Below are 18,058 nucleotides of genomic sequence, written 5' to 3'. Positions count from 1 at the left end.
GCATCGTGGCAAGCACCGACCACTTCTGGGGCCCGGACTACCAGGCCCTGTCCGCCGTCGACCCCGAGATCGCGCAGGTCCTCGACGACGAGCTCGGTCGGCTCCGCGGCGGTCTCCAGCTCATCGCCAGCGAGAACCTGACCAGTCCCGCGGTCCTCGCGGCGCTCGGCTCGACGCTGTCGAACAAGTACGCCGAGGGCTACCCCGGCCGCCGCTACTACGGCGGCTGCGAGGTCGTCGACCGCGCCGAGGAGATCGGCATCGAGCGGGCCAAGGCCCTGTTCGGCGCCGAGCACGCGAACCTGCAGCCGCACTCCGGCGCGAATGCGAACCTCGCGGTCTACGCGGCGTTCTGCCAGCCGGGCGACAAGGTGCTCGCCATGTCGCTGCCGCACGGCGGCCACCTCACCCACGGCGCCAAGGTCAGCTTCTCGGGCAAGTGGTTCGAGCCGGTGCCCTACACCGTGCGCGAGGACGACCACCGCATCGACTACGACCAGGTGCGCGACCTCGCCCTCGAGCACCGCCCGAAGATGATCGTCGCGGGCGCCACCGCCTACCCGCGCCTCATCGACTTCGCGCGCTTCCGCGAGATCGCCGACGAGGTCGGCGCGATCCTCTGGGTCGACGCGGCGCACTTCATCGGCCTCGTCGCCGGGCAGGCCATCCCCAGCCCGGTGCCCTACGCCGACGTCGTCACCTTCACCACGCACAAGGTCCTGCGCGGCCCGCGCGGCGGCATGCTCGTCTCGAAGGCCGAGCACGCCAAGGCCCTCGACAAGGCCGTCTTCCCGTTCCTGCAGGGCGGGCCGCTGATGCACGCGGTCGCCGGCAAGGCGGTGGCGCTGGCCGAGGCCGCGACGCCGGAGTACCAGCAGTACGCGCGCACCGTCATCGAGAACGCGCAGGCCCTGACGTCGGGCCTGGTGGAGCACGGGATGCGCGCGATCTCCGGCGGCACCGACACCCACCTCGCGCTGCTCGACCTGTCCCCGCTCGGCGTCACCGGCAAGGAGGCCGAGGCCCGCAGCGGGCTCGCGGCCATCACGCTGAACAAGAACGCGATCCCGTACGACACGCAGCCGCCGATGGTGGCCTCGGGCATCCGCGTCGGCTCCCCGTCGATCACCACGCAGGGGATGACGCCGGCCGAGATGCCGGAGGTCGCGCGCCTCATCGCGACCGCGGTGACCGCGGACGAGACGACCGAGGACGGCAAGCGCACGCTGGCCGACACCCGCGACGCCGTGTCCTCGCTGGTGGGGCGCTTCCCGGCCTACCCGCGGGGCTGACCTAGTCTGACGGTGTGGACCCGTCGCCACCGTTTGCCCCGCAGGGCCTGCCGATCCGGGAGTACCTCCTGGTGGCGCTCTGCGCGGCGGTGGTGACGTTCCTGGTCACCGGCGTCGTCCGGCGGCTCGCCATCCGCGGCGGGGCGATCGCGGTCCCGCGCGGCCGCGACGTCCACACCGTGCCCGTCCCGCGCCTCGGCGGGGTCGCCATGTACATCGGCGTCCTCGCCGGGGTGTTCGTGGCCTCGCAGCTCCCCGTGCTGCGGCGCGCGTTCGACTACTCCTCGGAGACCCGGGCGGTCATCGTGGCCGGGGGACTGATCTGCCTGGTCGGTGCGCTGGACGACCGCTTCGGCGTGGACGCGCTCACGAAGTTGGCGGGGCAGGCGACCTCGGCCGGCGTCATGGTCCTGCTCGGCGTGCAGTGGCTCATCCTGCCCGTTCCCGACGGCGGGTCGGGCACGTTGCTCATCCTCGGTCCCGACCAGGGCGTCATCCTCACGGTCTTCCTCACCGTGGTGCTGGTGAACGCGATCAACTTCGTCGACGGGCTCGACGGGCTCGCCGCCGGGATCGGCCTGATCGCGGCCCTGGCCGTGCTCGCGTACTCGCTCGGGCTGCTCGACCAGCGCGACGGGGACGTGACCGCGTACCCGCCGGCACTGATCGCCGCGGTCCTGGCGGGGGCGTGCGCGGGCTTCCTGCCCCACAACTTCCAGCCCGCCCGCATCTTCATGGGCGACTCCGGCTCGATGCTGATCGGCCTCATGCTCGCCGCGGCCACCACCACGGCGTCGGGACGGATCACCTACTCCGACTCGGCGCCGCGCAACGCGGTCGCCCTGCTCGCGCCGATCGTCGTCGTCGCGGCCGTGGTCCTGGTGCCCCTGGTCGACCTGCTGCTGGCGGTGGTCCGGCGCACGCGGGCCGGACGGAGCCCGTTCGCACCGGACAAGATGCACCTGCACCACCGCCTGCTCGAGTTCGGTCACTCGCAGCGGCGGGCCGTCCTGCTCATCTACCTGTGGGCCGGGGTGTTCGCGTTCGGCGCGGTCGCCCTCGCGCTCATCACCGACGTCTTCCTCGTGGTCTGGCTGGTCGCCCTCGGGCTGCTGGTGGCCGTGCTCGCCTCGGCGGTGCCGCGCCTGCGCCGGACCGCCCGTTCCTGATCCCCGGAGTCCCGTATGAACGAACCCGCAGCCGACCCGACGTCGGAGGAGCGCCTCAACGAGGCCGTCGGCGTCCAGGTCAAGGAGGTCAGCGGCGCGATGCTGCGCGGCGGCCTGATCCCGGCGGCCGTCGTCGCCGTCGTCGTGGTGGTCCTGGCCGGTGTCCTCGCCGGCGGGTCGGCCGTCGGCACCGCGGTGTTCGGGGCCGCCGTCGCCCTGGTCGTCTGCGCCCTCGGGCCGCTGACCATGCGCTGGACGGCGAGCTCCGCGCCCGTCGTCGTCATGGGCATCGCGATGATCAGCCTCGTCACCAAGTTGGCCGTGCTCGCGGTGCTGCTGATCGTGCTGGACCGGCTGGAGCTGGTCGACACGCGCGTCTTCGCGCTCGCGCTCGGCCCGGTCGCGCTGGTGTTCGTCATCGGCGAGACCGTGGCCTTCGCCCGCGCCAAGATCCCGACCCTGGCCACGTGACCCGCTCGTCCCGATCGTCCGGTTGCTCACCCGATCGTGACGCATGTGACCTCCGACAGTCCGTAGTGGATCGTCGTGATCGCCCTGATATGGTGCGCGCGATGGCGCAGGACAGCCTCCGCGGTGATGCGGGTCGCACCCCTCGGGGTGCCCCCGCACACCCACCGGTGGCCGAGGGATGGACCGTCCTGTCGCACCTCCTGGCCGGTTTCCTCCTCCTCGGCGGTATCGGGTGGGGGATCGACCTGCTGTTGGGTACACGCTGGGTGCTCCTCGTCGGGCTGTTGCTCGGCGGGGCTGCGTCCTTCGCGCTGATCTACATCCGCTACCTTTACCTCCCGCCGGACACCCGTCCGGCCCAATCCTCCCCGCGTTCCGGTGAAACGACCGGGCAGCAGGACCGGAAGGAGCCCGGGTGATCTCGTCGTTGCCGACGTGGCTGTCGCAGGCCCCTGAGCCGCCGGCCCCCGGCTTCAAGGCCCCGAGCGGCGAGGACTTCAACATCCCCCCGATGTTCGAGGGGGTGCCGGTCCTCGAGTACGTCGACAAGCCCGTCATCCAGCTGATCTTCAGCGTCGTCCTGATCCTGGCCTTCTTCACGATCGCCACCCGTTCCGCGCAGTTGTTGCCGGGACGGACGCAGTGGCTCGCCGAGAAGTTCCACGTGTTGGTGCGCGACTCGATCGCCCGCGACAACATCGGGCCCGAGTTCCGCAAGTACGTGCCCTACCTGGTGGCGCTCTTCGCGTTCCTGTTGGTGAACAACCTCTTCGGGATCATCCCGTTGATCCAGTTCCCCACGTTCTCCCACCCGGGCATGGCCTACGCGCTCGCGATCCTGACGTGGCTGATCTACAACATCGTCGGCATCCGCAAGCAGGGATTCGGCGGCTACATCCGCCTCATGACCTGGCCCCCCGGCGTGCCGGGCTGGGTCCGCATCATCCTCACCCCGATCGAATTCCTCTCGAACATCCTCCTGCGGCCGGTGACGCTCGCGTTCCGGTTGTTCGGGAACATGTTCGCGGGCCATCTCGTGCTGCTGCTGTTCGTCTTCGGTGCCGAGTACATGCTGCTCATCGCCGATTCGGTGCTGCTGAACGTGCTCTCCGTGGGCTCGTTCGCCATGGCGTTGATCTTCACCGGGTTCGAGGCGTTCATCCAGCTCGTGCAGGCGTACATCTTCACGATCCTCACGGCGTCCTACATCGGCGCCTCCCTGGCCGACGAGCACTAGCTCGCCCGGTCACACCACCGACCTCCTTCCACCCCGCGAAAGGACGCTGGAATGCTCTCCGGAAACCTCAACGTCGTCGGTTACGGTCTCTCGGCCATCGGCCCGGGTATCGGCGTCGGCATCGTCTTCGCCGCCTTCATCAACGGTGTCGCCCGCCAGCCCGAGGCCCGTGGCCAGCTGCAGTCGATCGCCTTCATCGGCTTCGCCCTCTCCGAGGCCCTCGCCATCCTGGGCCTGGTCCTCGCCTTCGCCCTCCAGTGAGCCGACCCCCGCGCACCGCGGGCTGACTCCCTGACAGGCGGAGGAAGCACATGAACGTCATCGAGGTGGTGGCGCAGGAGTCCGGGGAACCGGGCGCCGCGCTGCCGCACCTGGCCGAGATCGTCGTCGGCTTCATCGCGTTCGCCGTGCTCGTCTTCATCGTCGGCAAGTACCTGTGGCCGACGCTCGTCCGGTCGCACGACCAGGACGTGACCCGGTTGCGCGACGGGATGGAGCGGGCGCAGTCTGAGTACGACGACGCCCAGGCCCAGCTGGAGCGCTCGCGCGCCCGGCTGGCCGAGGTCGACAACGAGGCCGCGCGGATTCGGGACGACGCCCGGGCCGACGCCGAGCGCATCAAGTCCGACCTCGCGGACAACGCGTCCGACGAGGCCGAACGCATCAGGGCCCAGGGTCGGCAGAGCGTGGACGCCTCCCGGGCGCGCACGGTCTCCGAGCTGCGGACCGAGGTCGGATCGGGCTCCGTGGAGCTCGCCCGGCGCATCGTGGCGGCGTCGCTCTCCGACGACACCGCGAAGTCCCGGTCCGTCGACTCCTTCCTCGACAACCTGGAGTCCATGTCGGGCCGGTCCAACGGATCGGCCTCGACCACGGGGAACGGAGTGGGCGCATGACCGCGGCGACCGGGACGGCCGGCCTCGTGGCCGACTTCCGTGCCACCAGCCGGGAGTCGCTGCAGGGTGTCCGTCGGCGCCTCGACGAGGTCAGCCGGGACGCCTCCTCCGGCGACCTGGTGACCACCGGTGACCAGCTCGACGCCGTGGCCGACCTGCTCGACCGCGAGGCCGTACTGCGTCGCACGCTGGCCGACGCCTCCACCGAGCCGCAGGCCCGCGAGGGCCTCGTGGGGCGGGTGTTCGACAACCAGGTCGGTCGCCCCGTCGCGGACGTGCTCAAGGCCGCCGCGAAGGCGTCCTGGTCGAAGCCCGCGGACCTGGTGCAGGCCCTCCGGGTCGTCGGCCGGGAGGCCCTGCTCGCGGCCGCCGAGGCCGACGGGCGCCTGGACGCGGTCGAGGACGAGCTCTTCCGCCTCGGTCGCATCATCGGCGGCCAGCCGGACCTCGAGCGGCTGCTCGGCAGCCCGACCGCCGACGCCGAGGGCAAGCAGAAGGTGCTCGACGACCTGCTGGAGAACAAGGCGGAGCCGATCACGCGCCGCCTCGCCGCGCAGCTCGTCGCCCACCCCCTCACCCACCACGTCTCCACGGGGCTGGAGCGGTTGGCCGAGCTGGCCGCCGACCGGCGCCAGCGGTCCGTCGCCACGGTGCGGTCCGCGGTCGAGCTGTCCGCCGAGCAGCAGGAGCGCCTCGCCGGGGTCCTCGCGCGCATCTACGGGCGCGAGATCACCGTGCACCTCGAGGTCGACCCGCACCTCCTCGGCGGCCTGGTGATCCAGGTCGGTGACGAGGTCATCGACGGCAGCGCGGCGGGACACCTCGACGACCTGGACCGCCGGCTCGGGTAGCCGGAACCGAACCACTTACTTCTAGGACATCAAGCGAGAGCGGGAACCATGGCCGAGTTGACCATCTCCTCCGACGAGGTCCGCAGTGCGATCGAGGACTACGTGTCCTCCTACTCCGCGGACGCCTCCCGGCAGGAGGTCGGCATCGTCACCTCGACGGGTGACGGCATCGCGTACGTCGAGGGCCTGCCCTCGACGATGACCAACGAGCTGCTCGAGTTCCCCGGGGGAGTGCTGGGCCTGGCCCAGAACCTCGAGGAGCGCGAGATCGGCGTCGTGATCCTGGGCGAGTACGAGACGATCGAGGAGGGGCAGCAGGTCACGCGGACCGGCCGCGTCCTCTCGGTGCCGGTCGGTGACGCCTTCCTCGGCCGTGTGGTGAACCCGCTCGGCCAGGCGCTCGACGGCCTCGGCGACATCGAGGCCGAGGAGGAGCGCGTGATGGAGCTGCAGGCCGCCACGGTCGTGCAGCGCAAGGAGGTCAAGCAGCCGCTGCAGACCGGCATCAAGGCGATCGACGCCATGACGCCGATCGGCCGCGGCCAGCGCCAGCTGATCATCGGCGACCGCAAGACCGGCAAGACCGCGGTCTGCACGGACACGATCATCAACCAGCGTGAGGCCTGGGAGACCGGCGACCCGGAGCAGCAGGTCCGCTGCGTCTACGTCGCGATCGGTCAGAAGGGCACCACGATCGCGGGTGTGCGGCAGGCCCTCGAGGAGGCCGGCGCCCTCGAGTACACGACGATCGTCGCCGCCCCGGCCTCCGACCCCGCGGGCTTCAAGTACATCGCCCCGTACGCCGGCTCGGCCATCGCCCAGCACTGGATGTACCAGGGCAAGCACTGCCTGATCGTCTTCGACGACCTGTCGAAGCAGGCCGAGGCCTACCGCGCGATCTCGCTGCTGCTGCGCCGCCCGCCGGGCCGCGAGGCCTACCCGGGCGACGTGTTCTACCTGCACTCGCGGCTGCTCGAGCGCTGCGCGAAGCTCAACGACGACCTCGGCGGCGGTTCGCTGACCGGGCTGCCGATCGTGGAGACCAAGGGCAACGACATCGCGGCCTACATCCCCACGAACGTCATCTCGATCACCGACGGCCAGTGCTTCCTCGAGTCCGACCTGTTCAACCAGGGCCAGCGGCCCGCGCTGAACGTCGGCAACTCGGTGTCGCGCGTCGGTGGTTCGGCGCAGATCAAGGCCATGCGCTCCGTCGCCGGCCGCCTGCGCGTCGAGCTCGCCCAGTACCGCGAGCTCGAGTCGTTCGCGGCGTTCGGCTCGGACCTCGACGCCACCTCGCAGGCCCAGCTCGACCGCGGTGCCCGCCTCATGGAGCTGCTCAAGCAGGGCCAGGGCGAGCCGTACCCGGTCGAGGAGGAGGTCGTCGGCATCTTCCTCGGCACCCGTGGTCACCTCGATTCGGTGCCGGTCGAGGACGTGGCCCGCTTCGAGTCCGAGTTCCTCGAGTTCGTCAAGCGCGACGGCGGCGTGCTCGCGGAGATCCGCGACACCGGCCAGCTCTCGGACGAGAACGAGGAGCGGCTGAACAAGTCCGTCTCCGAGTTCAAGGACCAGTTCGAGACCAAGGACGGCGAGAGCCCGACCGACGACGGCGGCTCGGACGAGCCCGCGGGTCAGAAGGCCGAGGAGTCCTCGGACGACTCGTCCGACTCCGACGACTCGAGCGACTCGTCCGACGGCTCGTCCGACTCGGAGAAGTAGGACGACCGCATGGCAGCCAACCTCCGCGTCCTGAGACGACGCATCAAGTCGACCAAGAACATCGCCCAGATCACCAAGGCGATGGAGATGGTCGCGGCGTCGCGGATCTCCAAGGCGCAGGCCCGCGTCGAGGCGGCGCGGCCCTACTCCGAGGAGTTCACGCACGTCCTGCGGACGGCGGCGAAGGCCGGCGCGAGCGACCACCCGCTGCTGACGCCCCGCGAGGAGCCGAAGCGTGCCGCCATCGTCGTGGTCACCAGTGACCGTGGCCTGTGCGGCGGCTACAACGCGAACGTCCTGCGCGAGACCGAGCGGCTGATCCGACGGCTCGACGACGAGGGCAAGGAGTCGACGCTCTACGTCATCGGCGGCAAGGGCACGGCGTACTTCCGGTTCCGCAACCGCGAGATGTCGGGGCAGTTCACCGGCTTCTCCGAGGTCCCGGACTACTCCAACGCGGCCCACGCCGCCGACCACCTCACCGCGGCGTTCCTCGCCGGCGGGGAGAACGAGGTGTCGGTCGACTGGGACGAGGACGAGCACGCGGACTCGGGGGCCGACCGCAAGGTCATGTTCCGGGCGCCGCAGGACGCCGAGGGCAAGCCGGGGGTCGACGAGATCCACGTCGTCTTCACCCAGTTCCGCTCGATGCTGACCCAGACCGCGGTGGCCCTGCAGGTCGCTCCGCTGGACCTGGAGTCCGAGGACGACGAGTCGGAGACCTCCGGGTCCGACGACTCCTCGTCGTCGGGCGGCTCCGGCGGCTCGGACGACTCCGACGGGTCCGGGCGCGACGCCGAGTACGCGTTCGAGCCCGAGCCCGAGGTGCTGTTCGACAGCCTCCTGCCCAAGTACGTGCGGGCCCGCGTGTTCGCCGCGATGCTCGACGCGGCGGCCTCGGAGTCGGCGGCACGCCAGCGGGCCATGAAGGCCGCGACCGACAACGCCAACGATCTGGTCGACAACCTGGTCCGCGAGTCGAACCAGGCCCGGCAGGCGCAGATCACGCAGGAAATCAGCGAGATCGTCGGTGGCTCCGACGCGCTCGCCCAATGAGCGAGCAGATTCCACGGGAGTGACCATGACCCAGTCCACCGCCACGGCCGAGTCCGGCAGTGACGAGCAGCAGTCCGGGGCCACCGGCCGGATCACCCGCATCCTCGGCCCCGTCGTCGACGTGGAGTTCCCGCGCGGCGAGGTCCCGGAGCTGTTCAACGCCCTCAAGCTCCCGCTCGAACTGAACGGCGAGCAGAAGACCCTCACCCTGGAGGTCGCCCAGCACCTGGGTGACAACCAGGTGCGCACGATCTCCATGCAGCCCACCGACGGCGTCGTGCGCGGCTCCGAGGTGCAGGACACCGGCAAGCCGATCTCGGTGCCGGTCGGTGACGCCGTCAAGGGTCATCTGTTCAACGCCCTCGGCGACTGCATGGACCAGCCCGGGTACGGCGAGGACGCCGAGCACTGGGGCATCCACCGGCCGCCGCCTCCCTTCGAGCAGCTCGAGGGTCGCACCTCGGTGCTCTGGACGGGTCTGAAGGTCGTCGACCTGCTGACCCCCTACGTCGAGGGCGGCAAGATCGGCCTGTTCGGCGGCGCCGGCGTCGGCAAGACGGTGCTCATCCAGGAGATGATCCAGCGCATCGCCCGGAACTTCGGTGGCACCTCGGTGTTCGCCGGCGTGGGCGAGCGGACCCGTGAGGGCAACGACCTCTGGGTCGAGCTCGACGAGGCCGACGTCCTCAAGGACACCGCGCTCGTCTTCGGGCAGATGGACGAGCCGCCGGGCACGCGCATGCGCGTCGCCCTGTCGGCCCTGACGATGGCGGAGTACTTCCGCGACGTGCAGGAGCAGGACGTCCTGCTGTTCATCGACAACATCTTCCGGTTCACGCAGGCCGGCCAGGAGGTCTCGACGCTGCTGGGCCGCATGCCCTCGGCGGTGGGCTACCAGCCGACCCTGGCCGACGAGATGGGCGAGCTGCAGGAGCGGATCACCTCGACCCGCGGCCGCTCGATCACCTCGATGCAGGCGATCTACGTGCCCGCCGACGACTACACCGACCCGGCGCCGGCCACCACGTTCGCCCACCTCGACGCCACCACGGAGCTCTCCCGTGGCGTGTTCGCCAAGGGCATCTTCCCCGCGGTGGACCCGCTGACGTCGACGTCGACCATCCTCGACGCGCAGTACATCGGCGAGGAGCACTACCGCGTGGCCCGCGAGGTCATCCGCATCCTGCAGCGGTACAACGACCTCCAGGACATCATCGCCATCCTCGGCATCGACGAGCTCTCCGAGGAGGACCGGCTCACCGTCGGTCGCGCCCGTCGCATCGAGCGCTTCCTCGGTCAGAACATGTACGCCGCGGAGCAGTTCACCGGCGAGCCCGGCTCGAACGTGGACGTCAAGGACACCGTCGAGGCCTTCGACAAGATCGCGAAGGGCGAGTACGACAACGCCCCGGAGCAGGCCTTCCAGATGTGCGGTGGCCTCGACGACGTCGAGGCGAACATCAAGAAGTACTCGGAGTAGTCGTGGCCGAGATGCAGGTCGACGTCGTCGGCGTGGAGAAGAAGATCTGGTCCGGTGAGGCCAGCTTCGTCTCCGCCCGCACGGTCGAGGGGTCGATCGGGATCCTCCCCGGGCACGAGCCGCTCATCGCGCAGCTGCGCGAGGCGGGCGTGGTCCGGGTGGACCCGACCGACGGCGAGTCCTTCCACGTGGCCGCCTTCGGCGGCTTCCTGTCGGTGACCGCGGAGTCGGTCACCGTCCTCGCGGAGCTCGCGGAACTGGCCTCCGAGATCGACGTGGCCCAGGCCAAGGACGATCTCCGCGAGGCGGAGCACTACATCGGTGAGTCCGACGACCAGGAGTGGCGCGTCGCGCGCGACCGGGCCCGTGCCCGCCTCCAGGCCGCGGGCGAGTCGGTCGAGCAGTAGGAGCGCACGAGGGGTGCAGGACCGCACGCAGGACGACGCCGCATGACGACCACGGGCATCACGGTCGAGATCGCGCTCGTCGTCGTCGCGGCGGTCCTGCTCCTGCTCGCGGTCGTGGTGCTCCGTCGCCTGCAGTCGCTGCGCCGCGGCGGGGTCGACGTGGCCCTGCGTCGCGCCCCGGCGTCCGACGCGGTGTCCGCGGCCGACGACCAGCGCGGCTGGCACTCCGGGATCGCCCGCTACCGCGGGGACCAGTTCCGCTGGTACCGCGTGAGCGGGCTCCGGTCCGGTCCGAACGTGGTGCTCGACCGGTTCGACGTCGAGATCGTGGACCGGCGCGAGCCACGTCCGACCGAACTGCACGCCCCCGGGTCGACGGTGCTGCGGTGCCGCACCGGGGACGGCACCTTCGAACTCGCGATGGGCGCCGACGTCGTCACCGGGTTCTCGTCCTGGCTGGAGTCGACGCCACCCGGACGGTCGACCGGGTACCGCCAGGCGTCGTAACCCCCTTCTCGAACGAACGGCACTCTCGCGCACATTGACGCTGCGAGGGTGCCGTTCGCTCGTTCCGGGGGTGCCGCCGTCCGGTCTAGTCGGCGGCGTCCTGCTGGGCCTCCGGCCCGCCCGGCACCCACAGGACGTCGCCGTCGGGGTTGGCCACGCGGCCGAGGATGAACAGCAGGTCGGAGAGCCGGTTGAGGTAGCGGGCCGGCAGGGGGCCGGTGCGGTCCGGGTCGGCCTCGAGCACCGCCCAGGTGCTGCGCTCGGCGCGCCGGCACACCACCCGCGCGACGTGCAGGTACGCCGCCCCCGGCGTGCCGCCCGGCAGGATGAACGAGTCGAGCTTCCCCAGCTCCTCGTTGAACTCGTCGCACCAGCCCTCGAGGCGCTCCACCTGCGCCTCGGTGACGCGCAGCGGCGGGTACTCCGGGTTCTCGACGACGGGGGTGGCGAGGTCGGCCCCGACGTCGAACAGGTCGTTCTGGATCTGCCGCAGCGGCCCGACGAGCCGCTCGGGCAGGTTCCCGACGGCGAGCGCCACGCCGATGGCGGCGTTGGTCTCCTCGGAATCGGCGTACGCGCCCAGGCGGGGGTGCGTCTTGGGGACGCGGGAGAAGTCCGACAGGCCGGTCGTCCCGTCGTCGCCGGTCCGGGTGTAGATGCGGGTCAGGTGGACGGCCATGCCCGGCAGTCTAGGGGCGTATCGGCTGCGGATCGGGGCGGCCGGTAGCGTCGCCGGACGTGAACGAGCACTTCGTCGTGCGACCGGCCGACTCCCTCTCGGGAACGGTGGACGTCGTCGGCGCCAAGAACAGCGTGCTCAAGCTGATGGCCGCGGCGTTGCTCGCCGAGGGCCGGACGACGATCACGAACTGTCCGCAGATCCTCGACGTCCCGCTGATGGGCGACGTGCTGCGCAGCCTCGGCTGCGAGGTCGCGGTCGACGGGGACGTCGTGGTGATCGACGTGCCCGCCGAGCTCACCTCCGAGGCCGACTACCGGTCGGTGTCCCGCCTGCGGGCCTCGGTGTGCGTGCTGGGCCCGCTCGTGGCCCGCTGCCGCCGCGCCGTGGTCCCGCTCCCCGGGGGCGACGCGATCGGCTCCCGGCCGCTGGACATGCACCAGGCGGGCCTGCGGCTGCTCGGCGCCCGGTCGGAGATCTCGCACGGCTGCGTGATCGCGGAGTCCGGCGGCGAGGGGCTGCGCGGGGCGCAGATCTGGCTCGACTTCCCGTCGGTGGGGGCGACCGAGAACATCCTCATGGCGGCCGTCTTCGCCGAGGGCACCACCGTGATCGACAACGCCGCGCGCGAGCCGGAGATCGTCGACCTGGTCCGGATGCTGCAGGAGATGGGCGCGAAGATCTCCGGCGGCGGGACCTCGACGCTGACCGTGCAGGGCGGCGCCGAGCTCACCCCCACCACCCACCGCGTCATCGGCGACCGCATCGTCGGCGCGACGTGGGCGTTCGCGGCCGTGATGACCGGCGGCGACGTGACCGTGCGCGGCGTCGACCCGCACCACCTCGACCTCGTGCTGGACAAGCTGTCCCAGGCGGGCGCCACGACGGAGCTCGTGCCGGAGGGCTTCCGGATCACGGGCCACGGCCGTCCCCGGTCGGTGGACTGGGTGACGCTGCCCTATCCGGGGTTCGCGACCGACCTGCAGCCGATGGCGATCGCCCTGTCCGCGGTGTCCGAGGGCACCTCGATGATCACCGAGAACATCTTCGAGGGGCGGTTCCGCTTCGTCGAGGAGATGGTGCGGCTCGGCGCGGACGCACGGACCGACGGCCACCACGCGGTGGTCCGCGGCGTGGCGCGGCTCTCCAGCGCCCCGGTGTGGGCCTCCGACATCCGGGCGGGAGCGGGCCTCGTCCTCGCGGGGCTGCTCGCCGACGGCGAGACCGAGGTCTGGGACGTCTCGCACATCGACCGCGGCTATCCGCTGTTCGTCGAGAACCTCCGGGCCCTCGGCGGCGACGTGGAGCGGGTGAACGCGCCGCCTGTGCGCTGACGCGCTGGTGAGCAGAAAAAGTCGCTATGACGACCTCTTCTGCTCACATGCGCAGCACCACCCGGGCGTCGTCGGCGTCGCCGGGGAAGACCAGCAGGTCCCAGCCCCGGGAGCCGTGCGCGATCGTCGCGCGGACCTTCTCGCGGGCGAGGCGGGCGGCGAGCACCTCGGCGGCCTCACGGGTCGGGACGGTGGCGACCGTCTCGAGCAGCCCGACGTCGCCACCCTCGCTGGGCAGGGCGCCCTTCGGTCCCGAGCCGAAGGTGTAGCGCAGGAAGCCCGCCAGCAGGATGACGGCGGCGAAGGCCGTCAGGATCTCGCCGATGGAACCGACCACACGTCCATCGTGACCGATCCTGTGAAAAGCAGCATGTGCAGCGTCGACACGACCCGCCGGTAACCTCCGTGGGTCCGGTCCCTGCTCGGAGGTTCACTGATGCCGTACCCGACCGACGACTCGCGTGACCGCCCGTGGGTCATGCGGACCTACGCCGGGCACTCGTCCGCGAAGGCCTCGAACGAGCTGTACCGCCGGAACCTGTCCAAGGGGCAGACGGGGCTGTCGGTCGCCTTCGACCTGCCGACGCAGACCGGGTACGACCCCGACGACGAGCTCGCGCGCGGCGAGGTCGGCAAGGTCGGCGTCCCCGTGTCGCACATCGGGGACATGCGGGCGCTGTTCGACCGCATCCCGCTGCACGAGGCGAACACCTCGATGACGATCAACGCGACGGCGATGTGGCTGCTCGCGCTCTACGTCTCGGTGGCCGACGAGCAGGCGGTCGCGGACGGTCGGGACCCGGAGGCCGAGCGCGCGAAGCTCGCCGGCACCACCCAGAACGACATCGTCAAGGAGTACCTCTCGCGCGGGACCTACGCGTTCCCGCCCGCGCCGAGCGTCCGGCTGATCACCGACATGATCGCGTGGACGGTGTCGAACGTCCCGAAGTGGAACCCGATCAACATCTGCAGCTACCACCTGCAGGAGGCCGGGGCGACGCCGACGCAGGAGGTCGCCTACACGATCTCCACCGCGATCGCGGTGCTCGACGCGGTGCGCGACTCGGGTCAGGTGCCCGAGGCGGACTTCGGCAAGGTCGTCGGCCGCATCTCGTTCTTCGTCAACGCGGGTCTCCACGTCATCGAGGAGATCTGCAAGCTCCGGGCGTTCGCGCAGCTGTGGGACGAGCTGTGCCGGGAGCGCTACGGCGTCACCGACGAGAAGATGCGCCGCTTCCGCTACGGCGTGCAGGTCAACTCGCTCGGGCTCACCGAGGCCCAGCCGGAGAACAACGTCCAGCGCATCGTCCTCGAGATGCTCGCCGTGACGCTGTCGAAGGACGCCCGCGCCCGCGCCGTGCAGCTCCCTGCGTGGAACGAGGCCCTCGGCCTGCCGCGTCCGTGGGACCAGCAGTGGGCGCTGCGCATGCAGCAGGTGCTCGCCTACGAGACCGACCTGCTCGACTACGACGACATCTTCGCCGGCTCCCACGTGATCGAGACGAAGACGGCGTCGATCATCGAGGGTGCGCGCGCCGAGATCGCCAAGGTCGCCGAGATGGGCGGCGCCGTCGCGGCCGTCGACTCCGGCTACATGAAGTCCCAGCTCGTCAGCTCGCTCGCGGCCCGTCGGATGCGCCTGGAGTCGGGCGAGGACACCGTCGTCGGGGTCAACAAGTTCACCTCCACCGAGCCCAGCCCGCTGCAGGCCGAGGGCGCCGACGCGATCTTCGTCGTCGACAAGGAGGTCGAGGCACAGGCCCGCGAGGCCGTCGCCGCCTGGCGCGCCGACCGGGACGAGGAGGCGGTGCAGGCCGCGCTGGCCGATCTCACCACGGCCGCGGGCGGCACCGACAACCTCATGGACGCCACGCTCGCCTGCGCGAAGGTCGGCGTGACGACGGGGGAGTGGGCCGGGGCGCTGCGCTCGGTCTACGGCTCCTACCGCGCCCCGACCGGGGTGACCGCGGCCTCGTCGTCGGGATCGAGCGCGCCGGGTTCGGAGACCGCCGACGGGGAGCCGACCGAGCTCGAGCAGGTGCGCGAGCGCGTCCGGCAGACGGCGGCCGACCTCGGCGTGGCCGCGCTGCGGATGCTCGTGGGCAAGCCCGGCCTGGACGGGCACTCGAACGGCGCCGAGCAGATCGCGGTGCGCGCGCGGGACGCCGGCTTCGAGGTGATCTACCAGGGCATCCGCCTCACCCCGGCCGAGATCGTGGCGGCGGCGGTGCAGGAGGACGTGCACGTGGTCGGGCTGTCGATCCTCTCCGGCTCCCACCTCGAGGTGATCCCGGCGGTGCTCGACGGGCTGGCCCGCGCGGACGCGGCCGACATCCCGGTGGTTGCCGGCGGCATCATCCCGCCGAAGGACGCCGAGCAGCTGCAGCGCCTCGGGGTGCACCGCGTGGTGACCCCGAAGACGTACTCGCTGACCGGGATCATGGGCGAGTTCGTGGACGTCATCCGTGAGGTGCACGGGTTGGACCGGGAGGCGGCCCAGGCCTAGCCGGCCATGCGGAAGGTGTCCCGGGCCGTCGTCAGGAAGGCGGCGTCGCGGAGCGGGTCGTCGGTCGAGGCCGTGACGATGCACGCGCGGCCCGGCCCGGCGAGCCCGGACACCTGCTGGACGGTGAGGGTGCGCCCGGACGAGACGGTCCGGTAGGTCCCGGTGACCCGGGGACTCGCCGGCCCACCCGCGGGCAGCACCCCGAACTGGACGTCGCCGACCGGCGTCCCGGTGCCCTGGAGCGCCTCGCGTGCCTCGGCGGCGAGCTGGGTGAGGTCCTGCGCCTGCACGAGCGTGCAGTAGCCGCCGGCGGTGGGGGAGTAGCCCTCGCGGCGGTCGATCGCGAGGACGCCGACGCCCCGCTGCAGCGCCTCGGCGAGCGCCGGGACGGCGGCGGCCTCCGGCGCGGTGGCGGGCACGTCGACGAACCGGGCGGGGACCTCGACGGTGAAGAGCCCGCGGCCGGGGGTGAGCACCCGCGTGTCGGTGGGGTCGGCCGTCGCGGCCGGGAACGGAGGCGGCGCCGGGGCGGCCCCGGAACAGCCGGCGGCGACGAGGGCGACGGCGAGCACGAGCAGCAGGCGGCGCATGCCGTGATCGTGACCGGCGACCCGTCGTCGTGGTGGCCGTTCCGCAGAACTCGTTCCCGACGGCATGGCCTGTGGCCTCCCGCCGGCCGACTCCGCGGGGCAGCTTCCGTCGGCGGATCTTCCGCGCGAGCGGACCCTCAGCGGGACGGACGGAGTGCCCGGAGCCCGCTGAGGGTCCGCTCGCTATCGGGATGACAGCCGGTCGGGGGCCGAGACGTCACGTGTCGGGCCAGTGGGGTGCCTGACGGCCCGACGAGTGACGTCTCGACGACGGGTCAGCCGCTGCGCCCGGGGCTACTCGTCGTCGTCCTTGTTCTCCCCGCGCCGCTTGAGGAAGGAGAACCCGGGGATGCCGTCGATGGCGTTGCGGAGGTCCTTCGTCACCTCGAGCAGCTCGTTGAGGTCCGGCCCGACGCGGTCGAGCGTCTCGAGGATCGGCAGGATGTCGGTGGACATGTGGTGGGCGAGCGCGGGGAGCTCGTCGACCAGCTGGATCGCCGCGTCGATCTCCTCGGGCGCCAGGTCGTCGACGAAGCGCTGCGACAACGGCGCGGCCTTCTCCAGCATCGGGCGGTAGAGGTCGAGCAGTTCCTGCGCGTGGCGACTGGTGGTCCCGGCCGAGCTCATCACCTCGCTCGCGCCGGTCGTGATGGTGCGGGCCTGGTCGACGACGTCGTTGGCGCCGGAGGTGATCTCGCGGGCCGAGCCGACGACCTCCTCGGCGCCGGAGGTGATGCTGCGGGCGGAGTCGACCACCTCGCTCGCGCCGGTCGTGATGGTGCGGGCCTGGTCGACGACCTCGTTCGCGCCGGAGGTGATCTCGCGGGCCGAGCCGACGACCTCCTCGGCGCCGGAGGTGATGGATCGCGCCGAGTCGACCACCTCGCTCGCACCCGTCGTGATCTGCCGGGCGGAGTCGACGACCTCGTTCGCGCCGGAGGTGATGGTCCGCGCCTCGCCGATCACGCCCTCGATCTCGCCGACGATCCCCTCGGCGCGGTCGAGGAGGCCGTCGACGCGCGTGGCGATCCCGTCCAGCCGCCCGACGAGGCGGGTCACCTCGGTGAGCAGCTCCCCGACCTGCTCGGGCAACCGCGCCCCCACGGCGGCGACCTCCGCGGTGAAGGAGAGCGCCTCGGACGGGGTGGGCACGGCCAGCGGACCGAGACGCACGAGCGGCATGCCCCTAGTGTTCCCCGTCCGATCAGGGACCCGCGGTACCGATTCCGATCATCGACGATGCGGCTTTCCTGCCGCTGGACGACAGCAACGACGCTTTCCTGCCATGAGGGGGAGGATGCTCAGCGGCCCGACAACAGCAGGAGCCCGTAGGCGGCGATCGACTGCGCGTCCGTGATCTCCCCGGTCCGGACCCGGTCCTCGAACTCGGCGCGGGTCACCCAGGCCGCGCGCATGTCGGCCTCGGTGTCCTCCCGGTCGGGCTCGCCCGCGTCGAGGTCGGTCGCGAGGAAGACCCGTCCGCGCTGCGAGGACAGCCCCGGCGCGACGTCGAGCAGGCCCAGCGGGTGCCAGGTCCGGGCGGTCAGACCCGTCTCCTCGCGCAGCTCCCGCGCCGCGAGCTCGGCGGGTTCCATCTCGGCCCGGTCGGGCGCGGTGCCCTGCGGGAACTCCCAGCGCCGCATCCCGAGGGGGTACCGGAACTGCTCGACCAGCATCATCCGCTGCCCGTCGAGGGCGATGACCAGCGCGTAGTGCGGCTTGTCGACGACGCCGTAGATGCCCGCCCCGCCGTCGGGACGGACGAACGTGTCCTCCCGGATCGTCATCCAGGGGTTGGCGTAGATCTCGCGCGAGCCGGTGGTCTCCACGCCCCCCGATGATCCACGACGGCGGGTCTGGA

Annotated in this window: 20 protein-coding genes; 15 read left to right on the top strand and 5 right to left on the bottom strand. The window is 71.4% G+C overall.

The window, feature by feature from the left end:
* Positions 1-5: 5 nt before the first annotated feature.
* The 13 genes from BJ983_RS14875 (at position 6) to BJ983_RS14815 (ending at position 11,088) form a co-directional block, all read left to right on the top strand.
* The gene (locus BJ983_RS14875) at positions 6-1,292 is read left to right on the top strand and encodes a serine hydroxymethyltransferase (RefSeq protein WP_343054175.1); all 1,287 of its coding nucleotides are present in this window, start codon (positions 6-8) and stop codon (positions 1,290-1,292) included.
* A gap of 14 nt (positions 1,293-1,306) precedes the next feature.
* Positions 1,307-2,461, top strand: a complete 1,155-nt coding sequence (locus BJ983_RS14870; protein WP_179794497.1) for an MraY family glycosyltransferase — start codon at positions 1,307-1,309, stop codon at positions 2,459-2,461.
* 15 nt (positions 2,462-2,476) lie between these two features.
* Entirely contained in the window at positions 2,477-2,932 is a 456-nt protein-coding gene (locus BJ983_RS14865) for a Cg1360 family ATP-synthase-associated protein (protein WP_179794496.1), read from the top strand.
* A 167-nt stretch (positions 2,933-3,099) separates the two neighbouring features.
* Positions 3,100-3,351, top strand: coding sequence for an AtpZ/AtpI family protein (locus BJ983_RS14860; protein WP_179794495.1), 252 nt, complete (start codon positions 3,100-3,102; stop codon positions 3,349-3,351).
* Entirely contained in the window at positions 3,348-4,169 is an 822-nt protein-coding gene (atpB, locus tag BJ983_RS14855) for a F0F1 ATP synthase subunit A (protein ID WP_179794494.1), read from the top strand. Before BJ983_RS14860 ends, atpB begins: the two co-directional genes overlap by 4 nt.
* Before the next feature lie 51 nt (positions 4,170-4,220).
* Positions 4,221-4,430 carry an ATP synthase F0 subunit C gene (gene atpE / locus BJ983_RS14850; protein ID WP_018335035.1) on the top strand — a complete coding sequence of 70 codons (210 nt, stop codon included), beginning with the start codon at positions 4,221-4,223 and terminating at the stop codon, positions 4,428-4,430.
* 50 nt (positions 4,431-4,480) lie between these two features.
* Positions 4,481-5,065, top strand: coding sequence for a F0F1 ATP synthase subunit B (gene atpF, locus BJ983_RS14845; protein WP_179794493.1), 585 nt, complete (start codon positions 4,481-4,483; stop codon positions 5,063-5,065).
* Entirely contained in the window at positions 5,062-5,916 is an 855-nt protein-coding gene (locus BJ983_RS14840) for a F0F1 ATP synthase subunit delta (RefSeq protein ID WP_179794492.1), read from the top strand. Before atpF ends, BJ983_RS14840 begins: the two co-directional genes overlap by 4 nt.
* Before the next feature lie 48 nt (positions 5,917-5,964).
* Positions 5,965-7,638, top strand: coding sequence for a F0F1 ATP synthase subunit alpha (gene atpA, locus BJ983_RS14835; RefSeq protein ID WP_179794491.1), 1,674 nt, complete (start codon positions 5,965-5,967; stop codon positions 7,636-7,638).
* 9 nt (positions 7,639-7,647) lie between these two features.
* Positions 7,648-8,694 carry a F0F1 ATP synthase subunit gamma gene (locus BJ983_RS14830; RefSeq protein ID WP_179794490.1) on the top strand — a complete coding sequence of 349 codons (1,047 nt, stop codon included), beginning with the start codon at positions 7,648-7,650 and terminating at the stop codon, positions 8,692-8,694.
* A 19-nt stretch (positions 8,695-8,713) separates the two neighbouring features.
* Positions 8,714-10,174: a F0F1 ATP synthase subunit beta gene (gene atpD / locus BJ983_RS14825; RefSeq protein WP_425484762.1), complete on the top strand. Its 1,461-nt coding sequence runs from the start codon at positions 8,714-8,716 to the stop codon at positions 10,172-10,174.
* A 2-nt stretch (positions 10,175-10,176) separates the two neighbouring features.
* On the top strand, positions 10,177-10,581 hold the full coding sequence (locus BJ983_RS14820; RefSeq protein WP_179794488.1) for a F0F1 ATP synthase subunit epsilon: 405 nt from the start codon (positions 10,177-10,179) through the stop codon (positions 10,579-10,581).
* 42 nt (positions 10,582-10,623) lie between these two features.
* Positions 10,624-11,088, top strand: coding sequence for a DUF2550 domain-containing protein (locus BJ983_RS14815; protein WP_179794487.1), 465 nt, complete (start codon positions 10,624-10,626; stop codon positions 11,086-11,088).
* 85 nt (positions 11,089-11,173) lie between these two features.
* Here the strand turns inward: BJ983_RS14815 and BJ983_RS14810 are convergent, their stop codons facing one another.
* Entirely contained in the window at positions 11,174-11,767 is a 594-nt protein-coding gene (locus BJ983_RS14810; protein ID WP_179794486.1) for a cob(I)yrinic acid a,c-diamide adenosyltransferase, read from the bottom strand.
* 59 nt (positions 11,768-11,826) lie between these two features.
* Here BJ983_RS14810 and murA point away from each other — a divergent pair, with 59 nt between their 5' ends.
* Positions 11,827-13,101 carry a UDP-N-acetylglucosamine 1-carboxyvinyltransferase gene (gene murA, locus BJ983_RS14805; protein ID WP_179794485.1) on the top strand — a complete coding sequence of 425 codons (1,275 nt, stop codon included), beginning with the start codon at positions 11,827-11,829 and terminating at the stop codon, positions 13,099-13,101.
* A gap of 43 nt (positions 13,102-13,144) precedes the next feature.
* Here the strand turns inward: murA and BJ983_RS14800 are convergent, their stop codons facing one another.
* A complete protein-coding gene (locus BJ983_RS14800) occupies positions 13,145-13,438 on the bottom strand; it encodes a hypothetical protein (RefSeq protein ID WP_179794484.1) in 294 nt (97 codons plus the stop codon).
* Positions 13,439-13,537: 99 nt separating this feature from the next.
* On the opposite strand from BJ983_RS14800, the gene BJ983_RS14795 reads away from it, so the two are divergent.
* On the top strand, positions 13,538-15,607 hold the full coding sequence (locus BJ983_RS14795; protein ID WP_179794483.1) for a protein meaA: 2,070 nt from the start codon (positions 13,538-13,540) through the stop codon (positions 15,605-15,607).
* Here the strand turns inward: BJ983_RS14795 and BJ983_RS14790 are convergent.
* The 3 genes from BJ983_RS14790 to BJ983_RS14780 form a co-directional block, all read right to left on the bottom strand.
* A complete protein-coding gene (locus tag BJ983_RS14790) occupies positions 15,604-16,197 on the bottom strand; it encodes a hypothetical protein (protein ID WP_179794482.1) in 594 nt (197 codons plus the stop codon). The genes BJ983_RS14795 and BJ983_RS14790 overlap by 4 nt on opposite strands.
* Positions 16,198-16,491: 294 nt before the next feature.
* The gene (locus BJ983_RS14785; protein WP_179794481.1) at positions 16,492-17,379 is read right to left on the bottom strand and encodes a methyl-accepting chemotaxis protein; all 888 of its coding nucleotides are present in this window, start codon (positions 17,377-17,379) and stop codon (positions 16,492-16,494) included.
* A gap of 119 nt (positions 17,380-17,498) precedes the next feature.
* Positions 17,499-18,026, bottom strand: coding sequence for an NUDIX domain-containing protein (locus BJ983_RS14780; RefSeq protein ID WP_343054170.1), 528 nt, complete (start codon positions 18,024-18,026; stop codon positions 17,499-17,501).
* Between the last annotated feature and the right edge of the window lie 32 nt (positions 18,027-18,058).

It is taken from the genome of Actinomycetospora corticicola (assembly GCF_013409505.1).
GTDB lineage: Bacteria > Actinomycetota > Actinomycetes > Mycobacteriales > Pseudonocardiaceae > Actinomycetospora > Actinomycetospora corticicola.
This window is presented reverse-complemented; position numbering and strand designations above follow the sequence as displayed.

Excerpts from the sequence above, each read along its gene's own strand:
- BJ983_RS14795 (WP_179794483.1), top strand. The coding sequence starts at position 13,538 with ATGCCGTACCCGACCGACGACTCGCGTGACCGCCCGTGGGTCATGCGG.
- atpE (WP_018335035.1), top strand. The coding sequence starts at position 4,221 with ATGCTCTCCGGAAACCTCAACGTCGTCGGTTACGGTCTCTCGGCCATC.
- atpF (WP_179794493.1), top strand. The coding sequence starts at position 4,481 with ATGAACGTCATCGAGGTGGTGGCGCAGGAGTCCGGGGAACCGGGCGCC.
- BJ983_RS14830 (WP_179794490.1), top strand. The coding sequence starts at position 7,648 with ATGGCAGCCAACCTCCGCGTCCTGAGACGACGCATCAAGTCGACCAAG.
- BJ983_RS14785 (WP_179794481.1), bottom strand. The coding sequence starts at position 17,379 with ATGCCGCTCGTGCGTCTCGGTCCGCTGGCCGTGCCCACCCCGTCCGAG.
- BJ983_RS14865 (WP_179794496.1), top strand. The coding sequence starts at position 2,477 with ATGAACGAACCCGCAGCCGACCCGACGTCGGAGGAGCGCCTCAACGAG.
- BJ983_RS14790 (WP_179794482.1), bottom strand. The coding sequence starts at position 16,197 with ATGCGCCGCCTGCTGCTCGTGCTCGCCGTCGCCCTCGTCGCCGCCGGC.
- BJ983_RS14810 (WP_179794486.1), bottom strand. The coding sequence starts at position 11,767 with ATGGCCGTCCACCTGACCCGCATCTACACCCGGACCGGCGACGACGGG.
- BJ983_RS14840 (WP_179794492.1), top strand. The coding sequence starts at position 5,062 with ATGACCGCGGCGACCGGGACGGCCGGCCTCGTGGCCGACTTCCGTGCC.
- atpA (WP_179794491.1), top strand. The coding sequence starts at position 5,965 with ATGGCCGAGTTGACCATCTCCTCCGACGAGGTCCGCAGTGCGATCGAG.
- BJ983_RS14815 (WP_179794487.1), top strand. The coding sequence starts at position 10,624 with ATGACGACCACGGGCATCACGGTCGAGATCGCGCTCGTCGTCGTCGCG.